A 17,670-nucleotide genomic window follows, 5' to 3' on the forward strand; every position below is an offset into this window, starting at 1 on the left:
GCTCCGTCGAATCACTGAAGATCGCTAAAGCTGAAGCGTGAGATAGCCCGGTGGCGATCACCCGAGGCGCCCCCAGGGAGACCACCACCAGACCCACTCCCAGCTCCGTGGCCTAACCCGCCACCACCACCGGAAACCCATCCCCCAGACCCAGCACCCAGGCCACCGCCGACACCACCAGCAGCTCCCATTCCACCCCCGCTAGCAACAGGACCAGTCCCGGCATGGCCAGCACCCAACGACGCCGCCGGTTCGTTGGTCTGTACCCCTTCAGGAACAGTCGGCCAAGCAATCCCCGAAATTTTCTCCCGATGCGAATCTGTTTTATCCGCTAGCTCCTTGATCTTCGCTAACACTTTCTTCCGGTCCTCGTCGGCCTGCCGCACCTGGCTGTCATACTCCCGGTCCCAATACCACTGCGTCAGCCACGAATGCCCCGTCTTCAACCCCGCATCAGGAACCTTCACCTCCATCGACGCAATCTGATCACGCAACCCACCCACGTCCTGACCCATCACGCCAGCCGCCTCACCTATCTGATGTGAGGACTGCGCAACTTCACCACCCACCTTTGAAGTGCTCAGATTCTCCATGAAAGCCGCATTCGAGGCCTCCCCCGACCACCCCTGGTCATGCAAATACTTCATGTCCCGCATAAAGTCAGTGAAGGACTCCATCAACACCGCTTTAGAGTTCTGGAAATAATCCATGGCTTTGGCGATATCTCCCGGATTCACCGACGCCACCATGGCCTTCAGTTTCTGCCCATCAATCCCGTCGTACTTTGCCATGTCCGCCATCAGTCAGCCTTCCTCATCTGAACACGCCCTTGCTCTGCATCCCACTGCATATACGTCACGCCCATCACCGGCTGTACCTCCCGAGCCCTGCGGCGCTGTCACGCAACGCCCTGATCACCGCGTCCGCCGTCAATGACTCAAAACTGAGACGTGGGCCCTCAATACGCCGTAGCAACCCACCCTGCTCTGCAGCCATAAAATCAATACCTAGCTCTGATAGATGACGGCCGTGAACGTCGTGACGAGCCGCACCCACAAATCCGTTGACTGTCAGTTGATTTGCGGCATCCTGGATCCACCAAAACAGCTCGGGAGACATCCCCAGCCTGCCCAACGCCCGATCGACCGTACGTCGAGATGCTCCTTGATCGTGCAGGTGCAGGATCTCTGCGAAATCATCGGTACGCACCGCCACCGGAGTCATCGATAAAGGCGTCGCCGCAGGCAATAGACCAACCATCGTCGACCCCACCGTCGCCCAAGGCAGCGACGCCACGAACACCCCGTCAGGACGTTCTGCAATCAGGATCGATGAGTCATCGCCGGTGATAGATAAAGCTGTCACTCGCGTCTGCGCAGAGTCCACCCCGCCGACCATCGCATATATATATGTCGTCGTCATCTCGGAACGCACTGCCCGAGCAAGCTGCATGAGCAACGTCCCGCCGGATCGTCCCCACGTACGCATCAGATGCATCTCGTCTTCACTCGCCGTCCGAGTTCGACGAGCCAACGACCGGTGCACCCCCACCTCTTTGACCGGTCCCAGATGCAATGGATAAGGCAAGCTGATGCCGTAATCCCACAAGAACGATTCGAATCGCTCCGTGTCACAAAGCATTTCAGCCATCTGTCCCCTAGCTTTCTTCTGCAATCCAGATCACGCGCCCCACACCCACGAGGCAAGTCGAACGACTGACTCGATGCATCATGGCATGCCAACCCTCAGCTAGGGGGTAGGTCACCCACAGAGACAGCATTTACGCTGGTGCCCATGCGGATCGTCGTTGGAAGTGACCATGGTGCCCACGAGCTGAAAAACGTCGTGAAAGCGCACCTTCAGCAAGGTGGGCACGAGGTCGTGGACGTAGGCAGCGACTCCGCGGAGCGAGTGGACTACCCCATCTACGGGCATCGGGCGGCACGTCAGGTCGCCGACGGTCACTGCGACCTGGGCATCGTGATGTGCGGGACGGGCATTGGGATCGGGTTAGCCGCCAACGCCGTACCAGGGGTGCGATGCGCGATCGTCTCTGAGGCATATTCGGCGCGTCTGGCGCGGCAACATAACGATGCCAACATGCTGGCGTTGGGGGGGCGGGTCGTCGCCCCGGAGTACGCCACGATGATCGTGGATGAGTTTGTGACCGCCAGTTTTGAGGGGGGCCGACATGCCCAGCGAGTTGACATGATCCCCGATCCCGATCTGATCTGACCGGTATGCCTTCACCTCAGGTCCGCAGCGGCGTCATGATGACCGCTGTCCTGGTCTGGGCGGTACCTGCGGTGATTTCCGTCGGCTACGTCAGCCAACTGTTCACCAGTTCGACGGTCTCAGCAGTCCTTCCCGACGCCCACGGACCAGGCGATGCAGACGGTCCAGAAGGTTCCTCCCGGTCACGGGCTGCGCGCTCCGGGACATTGAGTAATGGGTCCCCCGTCGTCAAACCACCCCCCGGGGTCCTCATCATCGACGGGGTGGTCTCCGCCGAAAGCAGCGGCGGCCGACCAGGTGTATGCGCGGGCAGCGGAGTGCTCCTCAGCGCGGACGGATACGTCCTCACCAATTACCACGTCGTGGAAGGGACCACCCGACTCACCGCGACGCTGTCTGCGACTGGCGGCAAATTCGATGCGAAGGTCGTCGGCACCGACCAAAGCCGTGACGTGGCCCTGCTGAAGTTGCAGGACGCCAAAGGATTGACCCCCATGAAGGTCGCCCCGGAGGGCGCGAAGGTCGGGCAACCCGTCACAGCCATCGGTAATGGCGGTGGCCAAGACACCTTGTTCTCGGTCAGCGGCACGGTGCAGCAGCTGGATGAGAAAGTGCAGATCGCTGCAGAGAACGGCGCGAAACCCCACACCCTGTCCGGGATGATCCGCACCAATGCCGCCGTCGTACCTGGTTATTCCGGAGGGCCGATGGTCGACGCCCGAGGTGATGTCGTCGGGATCAGCACGGCAGCATCGCTAGGTGGCAATCCCGAAGGGTTCGCCATTCCGATCGCACAGGCCACCAGCATCGCCGACCAGATCAAAACCGGCCGTTCCAACGGGTCCATTCGGGTCGGTCCCCGACCAGCGTTGGGTGTCACCGTCACCCGAGGTGGATGGGTGCAGTCTGTGCATTCCCGTGGGGCTGCCGCCAAAGCGGGGTTGGCCGCTGGGTCGACTATCACGTCCGTCGGTGGCGTCCCCGTGACTGACACCGCGTCACTGCAGGCAGCCGTGGCGTCCCGTGATGTTGGCGCGACGGTCAAAGTCACCTGGAAGGACCCGACAGGTCAGGAACGTAGCGCGGACATCACCCTCGGACCGGCCTGGCACAATTAACCCCGCAGACCAGCCGGGTGAGAAGTCACCGCTCATACAAGGTGACTTGGGTCGCTTTGACCACCAGCTGCACCGCCGTACCTGGGCGAATGTCGAGTTCCACTGCGGCCACTGCGGTGATGTCCGCGGACACACTGAGGTTTGCGGTGCCGTGCAGTGAGGTGACCACCCGCACCACCGGCCCACGCGGCTCGACGGCCACGACCACCGCTGGCAGGTGATTGCGTGGGCTCCCCCCCGGATCAGCCAGGTGGACCCCGACCGCTCCCGGAGGGAAAGTCGCCAACGCAGACCGCCCCACCCGCAGTGCCACGCTAGGCACGGACACTCCCGCTGATGCCCCCAGCGACGCCCCCGTTGACGTCCCTGATGAGGGAATTCCAGTCAGCGCCACCCCGGCAACATCGATGACGTCCCCACCAATGGCCTGACCTTCCAGCAAATTCACCCCGGTCAGCTCAGCGAGGAATGGCGCTCGGGGGCACCTGAGCACCGCTGCCACCGGACCCGATTCGACGATACGCCCCTCGTCGACCAAGGCAATCATGTCAGCGAGCGCGAGGACGTCGATGACGTCGTGGGTGACGAGGATTGCGGTGCGTTCTGGTGGGGCGAGGAGGTCGCGCAGGAGGGCTCGGGTGGTGGTGGCGACGGTGACGTCGAGGGCGGCCATCGGTTCGTCGAGGAGGAGGAGCGCGGGGTCTCCGGCGAGGGCTCGGGCGAGGGCGACCCGTTGGGCTTGTCCGCCGGAGATTTGCCAGGTGCGGCGGGTGGCGAGGTCGGAGCATCCGACGAGTTCCAGGTGGTGGCGGGCTTGTTGGTGGGCGTGGCTGCGGGGAATACCGCGGGCGCGGAGGCTGAAAGCGACGTTGTCTAGGACGGTGAGGTGGTCGAAGAGGAGGGGGCGTTGGGCGAGGAGTGCGACGCCGCGGTGATGCACGGGGACATGATGGTGGGGGCCGCTGACGGGGCGTCCGTGGAGGGCGACGGTGCCGTGGTGGGGGCGGAGTTGGCCGGTGGTGAGGCGGAGGAGGGAGGTTTTTCCGGCGCCGTTGGGGCCGACGACGGCGAGGACGGTGCCGGGGGTGAGATCGAGGTCGATGTCGAGGTGGGGGGTGTCGAGGTGGGCGTGGATGGCGAGTGCGGGTGGTGGGGTGGGGCCGTCGTACGGCGGTGGGGTGTTCATGTGGGTTGCCTGCGGGTGTGGTGTCGGGTGAGGGCTCCGGCGGCGCCGACGACGAGGACGGCGATGACGATGACGACGAGGGCGAGGGCGAGGGCGGTGTCGGTGTCGCTTTCGCGTTGGAGGTAGATCTGGAGGGGGAGGGTGCGGGTGACGCCTTGGAGGGAGCCGGCGAAGGTGAGGGTGGCACCGAATTCGCCGAGGCAGCGAGCGAAGGCGAGGGCGGTGCCAGAGGCGATGGCGGGGGTCATGCGGGGGATGGTGACGCGGAAGAGCACGGTGGTGGGGGATGCGCCGAGGGTCGCTGCGACGTCTTCGTGGGCGTGGCCCGCGGCGCGGAGGGCGCCTTCAACGGAGGTGATGAGGAAGGGCATGGCGACGAAGGTTTGGGCCACGATGACGGCGATGGTGGTGAAGGCGATGTCGATTCCGAAGGCGGTGAGGGTCGTTCCGAGGATGCCGCGTCGTCCCAGGGTGGTCAGGAGGGCTAGTCCAGCGACGACTGGTGGCAGGACCATGGGCAGGCTGATCAGGACGCGGGCGGGGGCGACCCAGCGGCCGTGGGCGCGGGCGAGGACGAGGGCGGCGGGGAGGCCGAGGAGGAGGCACAGGCCGGTGGCGGTGAGGCAGGCGAGCAGGCTGACGCGGAGCGCATCAATGGATTCGTCGCTGGTGAGGAGGTGGGGTACGGCGGGCCAGGGGAGGCGCAGGGCGATGCCGATCAGGGGGACGGTCAGGAAGGCTAGTGCTGCGGTGGCGGGGATCCAGGTCCAGCGGGGCAGGGGTGTGGTGCCGAGGTGGTGGCTGGAGCTGGGGGGTGAGTTGGTGCTCACGGGGTGCCGAAGCCGTAACGTTTGAGGACGTCTTGGCCTTTCGGGGAGAGTACGGCGTCGATGAATGCTTGGCCGTCGGGGGGATGGGGGGCGTCGGCGACGAGGGCGATGGGGTAGATGTTGATGGCTTTGTCGGTGTCGCGAATGGGCAGGGTGTGGACTTTGTCGCCGGAATTTTTTGCGTCGGTGGTGTAGACGATGCCGGCGTCGGCTTCGCCGGATTCGACTTTGCCGCGTACGTCGGTGACTTTGTTTTCTTCGGAGACGGGGGTGAGGGTGACGCCGAGGTGGCGGGTGAGGGTCGCGGTGGCTTTGCCGCAGGGGACTGCGGGGGCGCAGATGACGAGTTTTTTGCCGTGGAGGGACTGGTCGAGGCCGGTGATGGCGGCGGGATTGCCGCGGGGGACGATGAGGGTGAGGACGTTGGTGGCGAAGGCTTTTTCGGGGCCGCCGAGGAGTTTTTTGGTGTGGGCGGTCCCCATCGTGGTGGTGTCGGCGGTGGCGAGGACGTCGGCTTTGGCGCCTGCGGAGATCTGGTCGACGAGGCTGTTGGAGCCGTCGAAGGTGAAAGTGACTTTCAGGTTGGGGTGGTCGTGGGCGATCTGGGTGAATGCGGGTTTGAGAGAGGCTGCGGCGAACACGGTGACGGGTCGGGTCGGGTTGTCGCCGGTCGCTGCGGTGGGGTCGCTGCTGCAGGAGGTCAGGGCGAGCGCAGCGAGGACTATGCCGGTGAGGGGGGCGGCGCTGGTCCGGGGGGCGGGGTGGGGTGGGGTGCCCCTGAGGGGTGCGGTGGTCATGCGCGGGCTCCGGGGGTTTCGAGGGTGACATGGGTGGCTTTGACGACGGCGGTGGCGATGGCGCCGGGGCGTAGATCGAGTTCGTGGACTGCTTCGGTGGAGATGAGGGACACGATCCGGTAGGGGCCGCATTGGAGTTCGACTTGGGACATGACCCGATCGGAGATGACGGAGGTGACGAGGCCGGTGAAGTGGTTACGTGCCGAGGCGTGGCGTTCGTCGCTGTCGGTGTCGGTGGGGGTGTGCAGTTCTTGGGCGAGGTGTGCCAGGTCGAGTCCGGAGACGGTTTTTCGACCGGCGGCGTCGGGGGTGGCTGGGAGGCGGCCGGCGTCGACCCATCGGCGGACCGTGTCGTCACTGACTCCGAGCAGGCGTGCTGCTTCACCGATCCGTATCTGCGTCATAGCGACGGATCATAACTCCGCGGTTGCGGTGGTGGTGCCGCGCTTTTCGCCGTACCTGCGGTCCCTGACGCGGTGACGGACGTCCACCTCTTCCCGATAGGGCGAGCGCACTGATAGGTTCCGGCTCCACGCCCGAGGCGCACCACCTCCGTCTCGGCATGAGGAGGACACATGACCGTCACCGCCGCCACCGGCGATGCCACTACCCCACCGGGTTCGGACCACACCGACACCGGCCGGGCCATCCGTAACACCGTCAAGGGGTCGCTGGGCAACCTCGTCGAGTGGTACGACGTGTACACGTACACGGTGTTTGTCAGCTATTTCGAGAATCAGTTTTTTGACGCCAGCGATCAGAAATCCACGATTTACGCCTATGCCGTCTTTGCGCTCACATTCCTGATGCGGCCTATCGGGTCGTGGTATTTCGGCAGGTACGCCGATCGACATGGCCGCCGGGCCGCATTGACTTTTTCGGTGTCGTTGATGGCGTTCTGTTCGTTCATCATCGCGATCACTCCCACCCGCGCCAGCATCGGCACGTTTGCTGCGGTGGTGTTGATCGTGTGTCGACTGATCCAGGGTTTTGCCACCGGTGGTGAATATGGCACGTCCGCGACGTACATGTCCGAAGCGGCGACCCGGGATCGGCGAGGTTTCTTCTCTTCGTTCCAGTACGTCACGCTCATCGGCGGGCACGTCCTCGCCCAGTTCACCCTGCTGGTTCTGCTGTCGGTGCTTTCCCGCCAGCAGGTGCTGGATTGGGGGTGGCGGATTCCTTTTGCTATCGGTGGTCTTGCTGCGATCGTGGTGTTCTGGCTGCGCCGCACGATGGACGAGTCGATGTCCAGCGAGCGGTTGGCGGCGATCAAGGATGGCACTGACACGGCGTCTGGCTCATTGCATGAGCTGTTCACTCATCACTGGCGGCCGCTGCTGCTGTGCTTCCTGATCACCTTGGGCGGCACTGTCGCGTTCTACACGTACAGCGTCAACGCCCCCGCCATTGTGAAAGCCACGTTCAAAGATCAGGCGATGACGTCGACGTGGATCAACCTTGCCGGGCTGATCTTCCTGATGCTGTTGCAGCCGGTGGGCGGGATCCTCTCGGATCGGATTGGCCGCAAACCCTTGCTGGTCTTCTTCGGCATCGGCGGGGTGTGCTACACGTTTGTGCTGATCATGGTGCTGCCTCAGGTCACTGACCCGTTCATGTCGTTCTTGGTCGTCGCGGTCGGATATGTCATCCTCTCCGGATATACCTCCATCAACGCGTTGGTGAAAGCTGAGTTGTTCCCCGCGCATATTCGCGCTCTCGGAGTGGGACTGGGCTATGGTCTGGCGAATTCGGTGTTTGGAGGGACTTCCCCGTTGATCTATCAGACGATGAAGTCAGCGCACATGGTGCCGTGGTTCGCGGCGTACACCACGGTGTGCATCGCGGTGTCCCTGCTCGTCTACATTTTCTGCCTGAAAAACAAGGCCCGCACCCACTTGGACGTGGAACTCGGCGATGCCTTCACTGGCCCGGCCGCTGCCGGGCGAACTCCTCAGCAGTGATCGCCGACCCCGTATCTGGTACGTCGATACGCACATCCGCGCCGTACTCGATGCGACTGGACGTCAACGTGAGCCGACCCAACACCGACACCATCCGAAGCACGGTGCCATCCTCGGCGAACCACAACTCGTCGTAATCACCGATCCCTGACGATGTCGTCGCCCCCGTGGAGGGTGCGGCTGGTCCACGGGTTGATGTCGCCGCCGCACCGGAGGGAGTGGTCTTCCCTTCGGTGGGCGGGGACGTCGAGCTGGTCGCGGTAGGTCCGGCGTACCGGCTCGGGTCGAAGACCCGGAAGCGGCGGGCAGGCCGATCCGTGACCTGCTCCACGCCTAGGTCGGCGACTCGGGCGCTGCTAGCGCCGGGTTTCCACAGCACGAACTCCAGCGGAGTTTTAGGTTCCGCGTCTTTCACCCACACCGTGGATGACCCGTCAGCCGTAGTCTCCTGTCGATACACATGCCCCCCGACGGCGACATTGCTGGCCAGGATGCTCAACGCGAGCGAGGCCAGCGGGCGTTCGCTGTCTCGCAGGTCGACGCGCACCATGGGATGCAGGACTTGTCGTAGCGGCTCCCCCGTGGTGCTCTCCACTCTGAAGGACACCGCCATAGTGCGCTGGCGTTGTAAGGCGGCGGCCGCGCGCTCAAAAGCGGCACGGGACTGGTCATCCGTGAGGGTGCCGGTCGCGGTGGGGAAAGGCGGCGCGGAGCTGGGGGTTGCGGGATTGTCTGCACCGCCAGCGCATCCACTGACGGTGAGGGCCACACTGAGCAGCACCGCGGTGACAGCTGCGGTGGTACGTCGGTGCGTGCGGGGGCGGTGAGCTGTTGTCTTCACGGATCTCCGGGGGTGGCAACGGTCGTTGAGATCATCTGGGATGATCCTGACGCATCATCGATGGCGTGCCTTCCAGCGGGTGCCTTCGACGGGGGTGCGTGGGTCATCCCGTACGGCGAGATCGATTCTGCGGGATCCGCTGAACCGGATTGCCGTCCTGAGCAGAGCAAATCTGTCACCTTGCCCACATTGGCCACATTAAACGCACGTTCATCTCGTGACCCGCCTATCCCTTCCGACAGGGATCTGGTCGATACTGACGCGATGGTCCACCCCCCTACAACAACCAATTCTGTTGCCATACAGAGGTCCCGGCGCGACAAACGGCCTTCCCTACAACGCCGCACCATGGCCACTCTGATCACCGCGCAGATCCTCGGTGGAATCGGCTTGGCCACTGGCCTAGCCGTCTCGGCGCTCCTCGCCAAACACATCACCGGCTCCGAAACCCTCGCCGGACTCGGTACAACCGCGCAGATCCTCGGCGGTGCCGTCCTCTCAGTGCCACTGGCCAAACTCATGAACACCCGAGGTCGCCGCGTCGGGCTCATCATGGGATACGTCATCGCCACTGTCGGATCAGTCCTGATCATCGCTGCAGCAGTCTTCTCCTCCTTCACCCTGCTGATGATCGGCTCGATCCTCTTCGGCGGAGCCACCACCGCCAACAACCAAACCCGATTCGCCGCCACCGACCTTGCCTCCCCTCGGCATGTCGGACGCGACCTCAGCATCGTCGTTTGGGCCACCACCATCGGGTCCGTCGCCGGCCCCAACCTCATGGGGCCAGTCGAACCCCTCGGTCAGATGCTCGGTCTTCCCCAGATGACCGGCTCTTTCGTCTTCGCCATCCTCGGTTTCGCCGCCTCCATACTCGTCCTGCAGTTCTTCCTCCGGCCGGACCCGCTGCTCACCGCACGCGCCAACGAGATCGAACGACAAACCAACGGCATCCCGCTCATCCCTGACGAGCCCTCCCCCACCCCAGAGACCCGCACCGTCCGCCGACTCCGCGACCGCGCCTCCATCTGGGACGGGGTGCGCATCATCTCCTCCCACCCGCAAGCCCTGCTCGGCCTGATCGTCCTCGCGGGCGGACACGCTGTCATGATCGGCGTGATGGTGATGGCACCACTGCACATGGAACACGGCGGCTCGGACCTACAGATCATCGGGCTGATCATCAGCATCCATATTTTCGGCATGTTTGGGCTGTCCCCCCTGGTCGGTATGGCCACCGACCGGTTCGGCGGTCACCTCGTCAGCGGCGTCGGCGCGATGATCCTCCTTGGTGCCTGCATCATGGCAGCCCAATCCCACCAAGGGACCTCTCCCCTGCTCACCGTCTCGTTGTTCTTGCTCGGCTTCGGCTGGTCACTCACCCTGGTCACCGGGTCAACGCTGCTCACTCAGTCCCTCGCCCTGCATGAACGACCCGCCACCCAAGGGATCTCCGACCTGGTGATGGGACTCGCAGGTGGAGTAGCCGGCGCCGGGGCCGGATTCCTCCTCGCATACAGCGGCTACGGTTCGCTCGCCATGTGCGGCGCCGGCGTATCGGTGCTACTGATGATTGCCATCGTCATGATTGGCTTCGCTGACAACGGAGACCGACCAGGACTCACCCATCACTAGCCAGGGAACAGGCCACTATCACTGCACCTACGGGCGGGTTCTGCCGCACACCTCCGCACCAACGACCCCGACAGAGCCCGCCCTCCGGTGCATCAACGACACCCGATCAGGACGTGACGGACCGCCGGAAACCCACCGACGCAGCCATCGCCACCACCGCAGCGGCCAACGTAGGCCAGAACAGCCCCGCCGTCGCACCGCTGGACAGCCACCCGCTGCCTGCGGCCCCGACGGCAACTCCCACCACGATGCATGTCGCCAACAACGTCATCGCCGACGCCATCACCGACGCCGACGCGACCCGTTCGACCTGCGCGAACGATGTCACCAACATCATCCCCGCCCCGACACCCAACAATCCGCACCACAACGCGGACACCGGCACCGAGGGGATCGTCATCACGCCACATGTCCCCGCCACCACGAGCATGGCACCCACAGCGACCCGCATCCCAAAACCAATCCGCTGCGACAACCGCACCACCAGGACACTCGCGACGGCGCTGCCGATCCCCACGCAGCCATACACCACACCAGTCAGGCTCTCGTTGCCCTGCGCCCGGTTGACGACAACCAACGCCGTCTGCACACTCCCAAACACCGCGCCCACAGCAATGCAGGTCGCCATGGGGGCCAACACGCCCACCACACGCAACCCCTCATGCCCCACAGTTGCCGGAGCCTGCACAGCATCCGCCCACGACGTCCGGGCCTGCCACAGATAAGCCATAAACAAGCCCTGCCCCACAAGAGCAGACGCCGCCAAGGTCCCCATGCCCCACACCGGAGGCATGTTCCCAAAAAGCAGTCCCGCCACGATCGGCCCCACTACGAAGCTGATCTCGTCACACGCTCCCTCATACCCCAACGCGACCCGCACCAAGTCCGGTGAAGAATCCCGCCGCGCCAGATGCGACCAGCGAGCCCTGGCCACCGAACCGATCTGCGGGTTCGCGGCGCCCACCAACGCAGCAGCCACTAGCAACACGGCCACTGGCGCCTCAGCTAACACCGCGGAAGTGACCGCAGCCAAGCCAAGCAGCTGCACACACATCACCACTGAGAGCACCGACAACGGGCCATACCGGTCCACCAGACGCCCCACCACGGGAGCGCCCAACGCCGTACCGACTCCGACAGCTGCGACAGCGAACCCACCGACGCCATACCCATAGCCGGAATGACCAACGAACATGAGGAGACCCAGCTGGATTGCCGCAGCGGGTAGTCGCCCGACGAAACCGGCGACGAGGAAAGACCATCCGGCTGCAGCCGGAAGAGAAACACGGGGGGCAGGGACAGTTGCGGAAGTCACGGGAGCCTTTCACAGGGTCGACAAATAGTCCGCGCTCCCTGCCACACTCGCGGATGATCATCCCTTAGCTGATATCAAGGGTACGGCCTGACCGCCTATGCCCCACGACCGGGTCCACACCGCAGCCATCACAGCCACAATGACCTGACCACCAGACCCGGTGGACTTCTCACCACCACCCCCGTGTCAGAGATAGCTCTGGCACCCTCAGATTCAGGTCAGGCCCACCGACTGGAGACCCAGAGGAGCACTCGCCACGGAAGGCGCCACCATGCACATTGATCCCAGCGGATTGATCGGCAACACAGCGGCTGCCGTCACTCGAATCAGCCCACGCCAGCACCCCGGACAGGTGCAGGCCGCCAGCTCAGCTGCCCCTCGACACGAGTCACTCTTCGACCAGTACGCACACCGCATCAAAGCCCTTGTCCCCTTCCTCAACGACACGGACAAGGAGATGCTCGGCGGGCTCTATGCCCTAGCTGCAAAGCAGGGCGAACAGGCCCTTAAGAAGGTCGATGAACTGGCCAAGGACCTCGCAATGCAACGCCTCATGGAGCGCGACGCCCAGCGACATGCCGATGCCGAAGAGAAGTCCCGAAGAGATGCCCTGGAGAAGATGACCTCCCGCAACACAGCCAGGTCCGCAACACCACCGAACTCGGTGCAGTTCACCGCGTCATCGGTGGCCCAAGGAAACACCCTGAGCCCAGACCCGCACCAGAAGGACAGCACGCCGGGCAGAGTGGACCGTCTGCTCTGAGCCACTGCGACCCGCGCCCTCGGTAGCCTCGAAGCATCCCCGGTGGCCCATCGACGCGCACTCCGGGGCCAGCGCTCTGGAGGCATGATGACGCAAGTCCAGTTGCTCGAATTTCCCCCAGCGGCAAGGACATCCCTGGTTGTCCACGGCGGCGCCGGGGCGCTGCCCAGCGCAGTCGATCCGGAATTTGACCATGCCTGCCGGGATAGCCTGCGGGCAGCGATTCACGCCGGGCGACACATCCTCGACAACGGTGGGGACGCCCTAGACGCGGTGTGCGCCGCCGTGACCTGCCTCGAGGATCAGGACCATTTCAACGCTGGTCGCGGCGCCGCATTGACCAGCGAAGGCCTCCCTGAACTTGATGCCGCCGTCATGACTGGTGCTGGCAGTGCAGGCGCTGTGACCTGCACTGACATCGCCCGAAATCCTGTCGCTGTAGCCCGCGCCGTCATGGAACACACTCCCCATGTCCTCCTCGCGGCACCGCCAGCGTCGATGCTGCACGGATGGGGATGCCGCACTGAGGACCCGCAATATTTCGTGACGGAACGCCGTCGCCGCCAGCTCACCCTGTCCTCGTCCCGCGCCCACCGGCACGGCACGGTCGGCGCGGTGGCTCGGGACCATTCCGGAAAGATTGCCGCTGCCACCTCCACCGGTGGCGTCACCGGGCAGCTTCCTGGTCGAATCGGTGACACGCCATTGATCGGGGCAGGCACCTGGGCGGACGATACGACCTGCGGGGTTTCCTGCACTGGCACAGGGGAATTCTTCATGCGCGCGGTCCTCGCTCATGACGTGCATGCCCGCATTCGGTACGCCGGAATGTCGCTGCCCCAGGCCGCGACTTCAGCTGTCCGGGACGGCCTGGAAGCTCGTGGTGGCGACGGCGCGCTGATCGCGGTCGACCGTAGCGGGACCGCTGTGGTGGCGTGGAACTCCCCGACCGTGTGGTGGGCGGTGGCTTCAGGGCAGGGCGCCTTAGTGGGCGGCGACCGATCGACAGAAGCACTCCCGTAACTATCACCTCGATCAGAACAATTCATTACTCTCAGCGTGCGATTCGCTTTCATTCGTGATGGTGTGGGGACAGCACACTTACCGGCGTACCGTCGAGATGTCAGGAGCCTGTCATGTCCGAACAGCGTTTCTCCGCACCGCAACCCCCCGCGACGTCGAACGCCGACCCGAGCGGTTCGACCCTGCTGAACGGGGCCCCCACCCCCAGCGACCGGCACAGCCTGACCCTCGGTCCGGACGGCCCGTTGCTGCTGCACGACCACCACCTGGTCAACACATTGGCGCATTTCAACCGGGAAAACATCCCCGACCGCAAGCCGCACGCCAAAGGATCAGGCGCTTTCGGGGAATTGGTGATCACCGCAGACATCACTGCCTACACCAAGGCCGCTGTTTTCGCGCCGGGCGCCCGAACCCGCATGTTGGCTCGTTTCTCGACCGTGGCGGGTGAAGCTGGGTCCCCCGACACATGGCGCGATGTCCGTGGTTTCGCACTGAAGTTCTACACCACTGATGGCAACTGGGATCTGGTCGGCAACAACACCCCGGTGTTCTTCCTCCGCGACCCCATGAAGTTCCCCCACTTCATCCGGTCCCAGAAACGACTCGCAGATTCAGGTTTGCGGGATCAGAACATGCAATGGGACTTCTGGACGATGAACCCGGAGTCAGCTCATCAAGTCACCTACCTGATGGGTGATCGGGGCCTGCCGCGCAGTTGGCGTTTCATGAACGGCTACGGCAGCCACACCTACATGCTGGTCAACGCCGCGGGCGAGCGCTTCTGGGTCAAATTCCACTTCCACAGCGATCAGGGCGTGGAGAACTGGGCGGGCGCTGATGCTGAGAAGATCGCTGGAGAGGATGCCGACTTCCACCGTCGTGACTTGTTTGAGGCGATCGATCGGGGGGAGTTCCCCAGTTGGACGTTGAAGATGCAGATCATGCCGTACGACGAGGCGAAGACCTACCGGTTTAACCCGTTTGACCTGACTAAGGTGTGGTCGCACAGCGACTATCCGCTGATCGAGGTCGGCAGGATGACGTTGACTGAGAACCCGCAGAATTTCTTCGCGCAGATCGATCAGGCCAGCTTTGCGCCATCGAATATTGTGCCTGGGATTGGGTTCTCCCCGGATCGGATGTTGCTGGCACGGGTCTTTGCTTATGCCGACGCGCACCGCGCCCGGTTGGGGGTCAATCATGATCAGCTGCCGGTGAACCAGCCATTGCCGCAGGTCATGGAACGCGCCAACACCTACACCTTCGATGGGCCGATGCGGTATCTGCACAGCGGGCCAGCTGCGACGTACGCCGCGAATTCCACGGGTCGTCCGTACGCCGACAACGACGCCCGTGACGAGACCGGCTGGGAAGCTGACGGAGAGATGATCCGCTGCTCCCAGACGTTGCGCGCGCAGGACGATGATTTCGGTCAGGCGGGGACGTTGGTGCGGGAGGTTTTTGACGACGCGGCTCGGGATCGGTTCGTGGAGACGGTGTCGGGAGCGTTGTTGCAGGATGTGTCTGATCCGGTGTTGGAGCGGGCGTTCTGGTATTGGTCGTCGGTGGATGCCCAGATCGGCGCCCGTATCAGGGCAGCAGTGGAGGCGGGCCGCGGCGATGGCGGCCCGGGGAATGACCCTGACAAGGCGAAAGCGAAGCAGCCGCAGGCGATTCGCGAGTCGGGTCCTGAATCGCGTCGCTGAGGCGCTCTCGAGCAGGGGTGGGTGGGTGACTAGTTTCTGGTGCTCACCTCACCCCTGCTTGCTGCGGTGAGGGGTCGTAGGTCGCAGTGGCGGTGATGGTGCCGCGGCGGTCGCGGACTTCGGCGCCAGCGGTGAGGCCGGTGTCGGCAGCCAGGATGTGCATGGTTTGGGCGCCGGTCATGGGGGCGATGAGGCGGTAGCTGAATCGACGGCCCACGAGGGGATGGCCGTGGCGGCGGGCTAGTTCGCCCATCATCAGCGCTTGGAGCGGGCCGTGGACGAGGAGGTCGTCGTAGCCTTCGGCACGGACCCATTCGCGGTCGTAGTGGATGCGGTGGGCGTTGAAGGTGACCGCGGAGAAGCGGAAGAGCAGCGCTTCGTCGACGGCCATGTCGAGCCGGGCTTCTCGGTCCGGCAGCTCGATGGTGTCGTCATCGTGGGGTTGAGGTTGAGGGGCGGGTGAGGTGGGTTGATGTTCTGGTGGGGCGGGGCGGTAGAGGATGTCTTGTTCCTCGACGATGCACAGTTCGCCGTCTTGGACGATGTGGGCACGGGTGGTGACAAAGGTCAGTGGGCCACTTCGGCCGGTCTTTTCGACCTGTGAGGTGACCTGGATGGTGCGGGTGGCCGGGCGGCTGAAGCGGAGTCGACGGTGGGTGTCGATGCGTCCGCCGGCGAACATCCGTCGCATCCCTTCGGCGGGTGGGGTGGGGAATCCGAGTCGGGGATGGCCTTCGGGTCCAAGGTCGCTGCTGCGTGGGGCTTCGAGCAGGTAGCCGAGGTGCCAGAGTTCGGGAAGTTCTTCGTCGGGTGGGTCAAGGTCCAGGATCGCAGCGAGGCGGGCAGCTGGTCCCGGGGTGATGATCTCGCTGACCTGTCCGACATCTGACGGGTTGTTGCTCATGAAGGGTCCTCTCCCGGTGCGGCTGTGGTCAGTGTGGCACCACCGATCTCCGCTGTCTGCTGCCGGTGCGGCGCTCGCAGGGCCGAACAGCTCTCAGGTGCACCTCAGCATTGGGACCGAATACGCTTATCGGTCATAGATTTTCATGGTGACCTTGGCGCAGGGTGCAAACCTCGACCGAAGAAGACTTTTCCGACGTACCCAGGCCCGTTGACCCCCTGATGCACCGCACACTGGACCACATGAGTCTTCGGTGTCCCACCGGTCGGGGAACGACCATGCACACGTTGTGCCGCGCTCGGCGCCGCAGCGGCCGTCCGCCCACCAGGACAGGCTGCTGCCCCGACGCGCCATGAGCACCATCTGCGTCGCGACCCGACGTCTCCGACACCGGAGAGCGTCATCGCTACACCTGCGCCGGAAGCTTCGGATTCCCCAGCTGGCCGGTCATGTCGTCACCGCTGCCGTGACAGCGATCACCACTGCGCTGATCACCACCCAGGTCAACAGGCATCTGCGCCACCACCGACCGGTGGACGCCCACGTCGATGCCGCCACCAGCACGGGCGATACTGACTCTTCCCCGAGCGCCTCACCCACCTCGCTGCTCGGGGAGGTGGCCCACGAGATCCGCACCCCGCTAACCGTCATCCATGGGTACGTCGAAGCCATGATCGACGGGCTGTTACCTACCGGTCCTGAAGAACTCGCACAAGTGGGTCAGGAGATACGGCGGTTACGGCGGCTCACTGACGACCTGGCGCTGCTGTCACGCACCGAAGAGAACCGTCTGGTGCTCAGCCGAGATGACGTGGATCTGCGCGATCTCGCCCGCGAACGAGCCGAATGGTTGCGCCCACAGGTGGAGAGCCTGGGTGTCGAACTCTGGGTGCGCACCAGTGTCGATCCAGTGCCGGTCCTCGCCGACCCAGATCGCATCAACCAAGTGATGACCAACCTGGTGGGCAACGCCGCCCGAGCCACTCCCCCCGGTGGACGCATCGACATCACTGTCGGTGCCACCGTGGACGGTGACTCCGCTCACGGATGGATCCAAGTCCGCGACACCGGGGAAGGGCTGCGGGTGGAGGATCAACGCCGGATCTTCGAACGCTTCTATCGCGTCGAAGGTCGCCGCCGCCGGGACACCGAGTCCGGTTCGGGGATTGGGTTGACCATCGCCCGAGGCATCATGCGGGGGCATGGTGGCGATCTCACCGTCGCCTCTGACGGTCCTGGACATGGGGCGACGTTCACCGCGACCCTGCCGTTAGCCGGTCGGGAAAGCACGGTCATGGGACGGCGTTGACCCGGTGGCAGTGCGGGTTTCTGGCCGCACGGACTACTCCG

The 17,670-nt window shown here is 64.3% G+C and carries 17 protein-coding genes; 8 read left to right on the forward strand and 9 right to left on the reverse strand.

Going from position 1 to position 17,670, the window contains the following annotated elements; translation table 11 throughout:
• Window positions 1-11: 11 nt before the first annotated feature.
• Both KEM60_RS14045 and KEM60_RS14050 read right to left on the reverse strand, forming a co-directional pair.
• Window positions 12-800, reverse strand: a complete 789-nt coding sequence (locus KEM60_RS14045) for a hypothetical protein (protein WP_219108319.1) — start codon at window positions 798-800, stop codon at window positions 12-14.
• Between the two features lie 64 nt (window positions 801-864).
• Window positions 865-1,650: a hypothetical protein gene (locus KEM60_RS14050; protein ID WP_219108321.1), complete on the reverse strand. Its 786-nt coding sequence runs from the start codon at window positions 1,648-1,650 to the stop codon at window positions 865-867.
• A gap of 144 nt (window positions 1,651-1,794) precedes the next feature.
• Here KEM60_RS14050 and rpiB point away from each other — a divergent pair, with 144 nt between their 5' ends.
• On the forward strand, window positions 1,795-2,235 hold the full coding sequence (gene rpiB / locus KEM60_RS14055; RefSeq protein WP_219108322.1) for a ribose 5-phosphate isomerase B: 441 nt from the start codon (window positions 1,795-1,797) through the stop codon (window positions 2,233-2,235).
• A gap of 5 nt (window positions 2,236-2,240) precedes the next feature.
• Entirely contained in the window at window positions 2,241-3,353 is a 1,113-nt protein-coding gene (locus tag KEM60_RS14060; protein WP_219108323.1) for a S1C family serine protease, read from the forward strand.
• A gap of 25 nt (window positions 3,354-3,378) precedes the next feature.
• Here KEM60_RS14060 and KEM60_RS14065 read toward each other — a convergent pair whose 3' ends face one another.
• From KEM60_RS14065 to KEM60_RS14080, 4 genes are read right to left on the reverse strand one after another with little or no spacing between them, the layout of a single operon-like run.
• Window positions 3,379-4,539: a sulfate/molybdate ABC transporter ATP-binding protein gene (locus tag KEM60_RS14065; RefSeq protein WP_219108325.1), complete on the reverse strand. Its 1,161-nt coding sequence runs from the start codon at window positions 4,537-4,539 to the stop codon at window positions 3,379-3,381.
• Entirely contained in the window at window positions 4,536-5,369 is an 834-nt protein-coding gene (locus tag KEM60_RS14070) for an ABC transporter permease (RefSeq protein WP_219108326.1), read from the reverse strand. The genes KEM60_RS14065 and KEM60_RS14070 overlap by 4 nt, the downstream gene beginning before the upstream one ends.
• Window positions 5,366-6,166, reverse strand: a complete 801-nt coding sequence (gene modA, locus KEM60_RS14075) for a molybdate ABC transporter substrate-binding protein (protein ID WP_219108329.1) — start codon at window positions 6,164-6,166, stop codon at window positions 5,366-5,368. Before modA ends, KEM60_RS14070 begins: the two co-directional genes overlap by 4 nt.
• Entirely contained in the window at window positions 6,163-6,570 is a 408-nt protein-coding gene (locus tag KEM60_RS14080) for a molybdopterin-binding protein (RefSeq protein ID WP_219108331.1), read from the reverse strand. Before KEM60_RS14080 ends, modA begins: the two co-directional genes overlap by 4 nt.
• A gap of 171 nt (window positions 6,571-6,741) precedes the next feature.
• Between KEM60_RS14080 and KEM60_RS14085 the strand changes: the two genes are divergently transcribed.
• Entirely contained in the window at window positions 6,742-8,130 is a 1,389-nt protein-coding gene (locus KEM60_RS14085) for an MFS transporter (RefSeq protein WP_219108332.1), read from the forward strand.
• On the opposite strand, the gene KEM60_RS14090 is transcribed toward KEM60_RS14085, so the two are convergent.
• The gene (locus KEM60_RS14090; RefSeq protein WP_219108334.1) at window positions 8,090-8,971 is read right to left on the reverse strand and encodes a hypothetical protein; all 882 of its coding nucleotides are present in this window, start codon (window positions 8,969-8,971) and stop codon (window positions 8,090-8,092) included. The genes KEM60_RS14085 and KEM60_RS14090 overlap by 41 nt on opposite strands.
• Window positions 8,972-9,319: 348 nt before the next feature.
• On the opposite strand from KEM60_RS14090, the gene KEM60_RS14095 reads away from it, so the two are divergent.
• Window positions 9,320-10,606, forward strand: a complete 1,287-nt coding sequence (locus KEM60_RS14095) for an MFS transporter (RefSeq protein ID WP_255574685.1) — start codon at window positions 9,320-9,322, stop codon at window positions 10,604-10,606.
• 106 nt (window positions 10,607-10,712) lie between these two features.
• On the opposite strand, the gene KEM60_RS14100 is transcribed toward KEM60_RS14095, so the two are convergent.
• Window positions 10,713-11,921, reverse strand: coding sequence for an MFS transporter (locus KEM60_RS14100; RefSeq protein WP_219108338.1), 1,209 nt, complete (start codon window positions 11,919-11,921; stop codon window positions 10,713-10,715).
• Between the two features lie 271 nt (window positions 11,922-12,192).
• On the opposite strand from KEM60_RS14100, the gene KEM60_RS14105 reads away from it, so the two are divergent.
• The 3 genes from KEM60_RS14105 to KEM60_RS14115 all read left to right on the forward strand — a co-directional run bounded on the left by KEM60_RS14105 (window position 12,193) and on the right by KEM60_RS14115 (window position 15,416).
• Complete coding sequence (locus tag KEM60_RS14105) at window positions 12,193-12,684, forward strand: hypothetical protein (RefSeq protein ID WP_219108340.1); 492 nt, start codon at window positions 12,193-12,195, stop codon at window positions 12,682-12,684.
• An 84-nt stretch (window positions 12,685-12,768) separates the two neighbouring features.
• Window positions 12,769-13,707: an isoaspartyl peptidase/L-asparaginase family protein gene (locus tag KEM60_RS14110; RefSeq protein ID WP_255574686.1), complete on the forward strand. Its 939-nt coding sequence runs from the start codon at window positions 12,769-12,771 to the stop codon at window positions 13,705-13,707.
• A 113-nt stretch (window positions 13,708-13,820) separates the two neighbouring features.
• Complete coding sequence (locus tag KEM60_RS14115) at window positions 13,821-15,416, forward strand: catalase (RefSeq protein ID WP_219108342.1); 1,596 nt, start codon at window positions 13,821-13,823, stop codon at window positions 15,414-15,416.
• 43 nt (window positions 15,417-15,459) lie between these two features.
• On the opposite strand, the gene KEM60_RS14120 is transcribed toward KEM60_RS14115, so the two are convergent.
• Window positions 15,460-16,320: a mesaconyl-C4 CoA hydratase gene (locus tag KEM60_RS14120; protein ID WP_219108344.1), complete on the reverse strand. Its 861-nt coding sequence runs from the start codon at window positions 16,318-16,320 to the stop codon at window positions 15,460-15,462.
• A 352-nt stretch (window positions 16,321-16,672) separates the two neighbouring features.
• On the opposite strand from KEM60_RS14120, the gene KEM60_RS14125 reads away from it, so the two are divergent.
• Window positions 16,673-17,629: a cell wall metabolism sensor histidine kinase WalK gene (locus KEM60_RS14125; RefSeq protein ID WP_219108347.1), complete on the forward strand. Its 957-nt coding sequence runs from the start codon at window positions 16,673-16,675 to the stop codon at window positions 17,627-17,629.
• The last annotated feature ends 41 nt before the right edge of the window (window positions 17,630-17,670 follow it).

It is taken from the genome of Austwickia sp. TVS 96-490-7B (assembly GCF_019331795.1).
In the GTDB taxonomy this organism is placed as follows: Bacteria; Actinomycetota; Actinomycetes; order Actinomycetales; family Dermatophilaceae; genus Austwickia.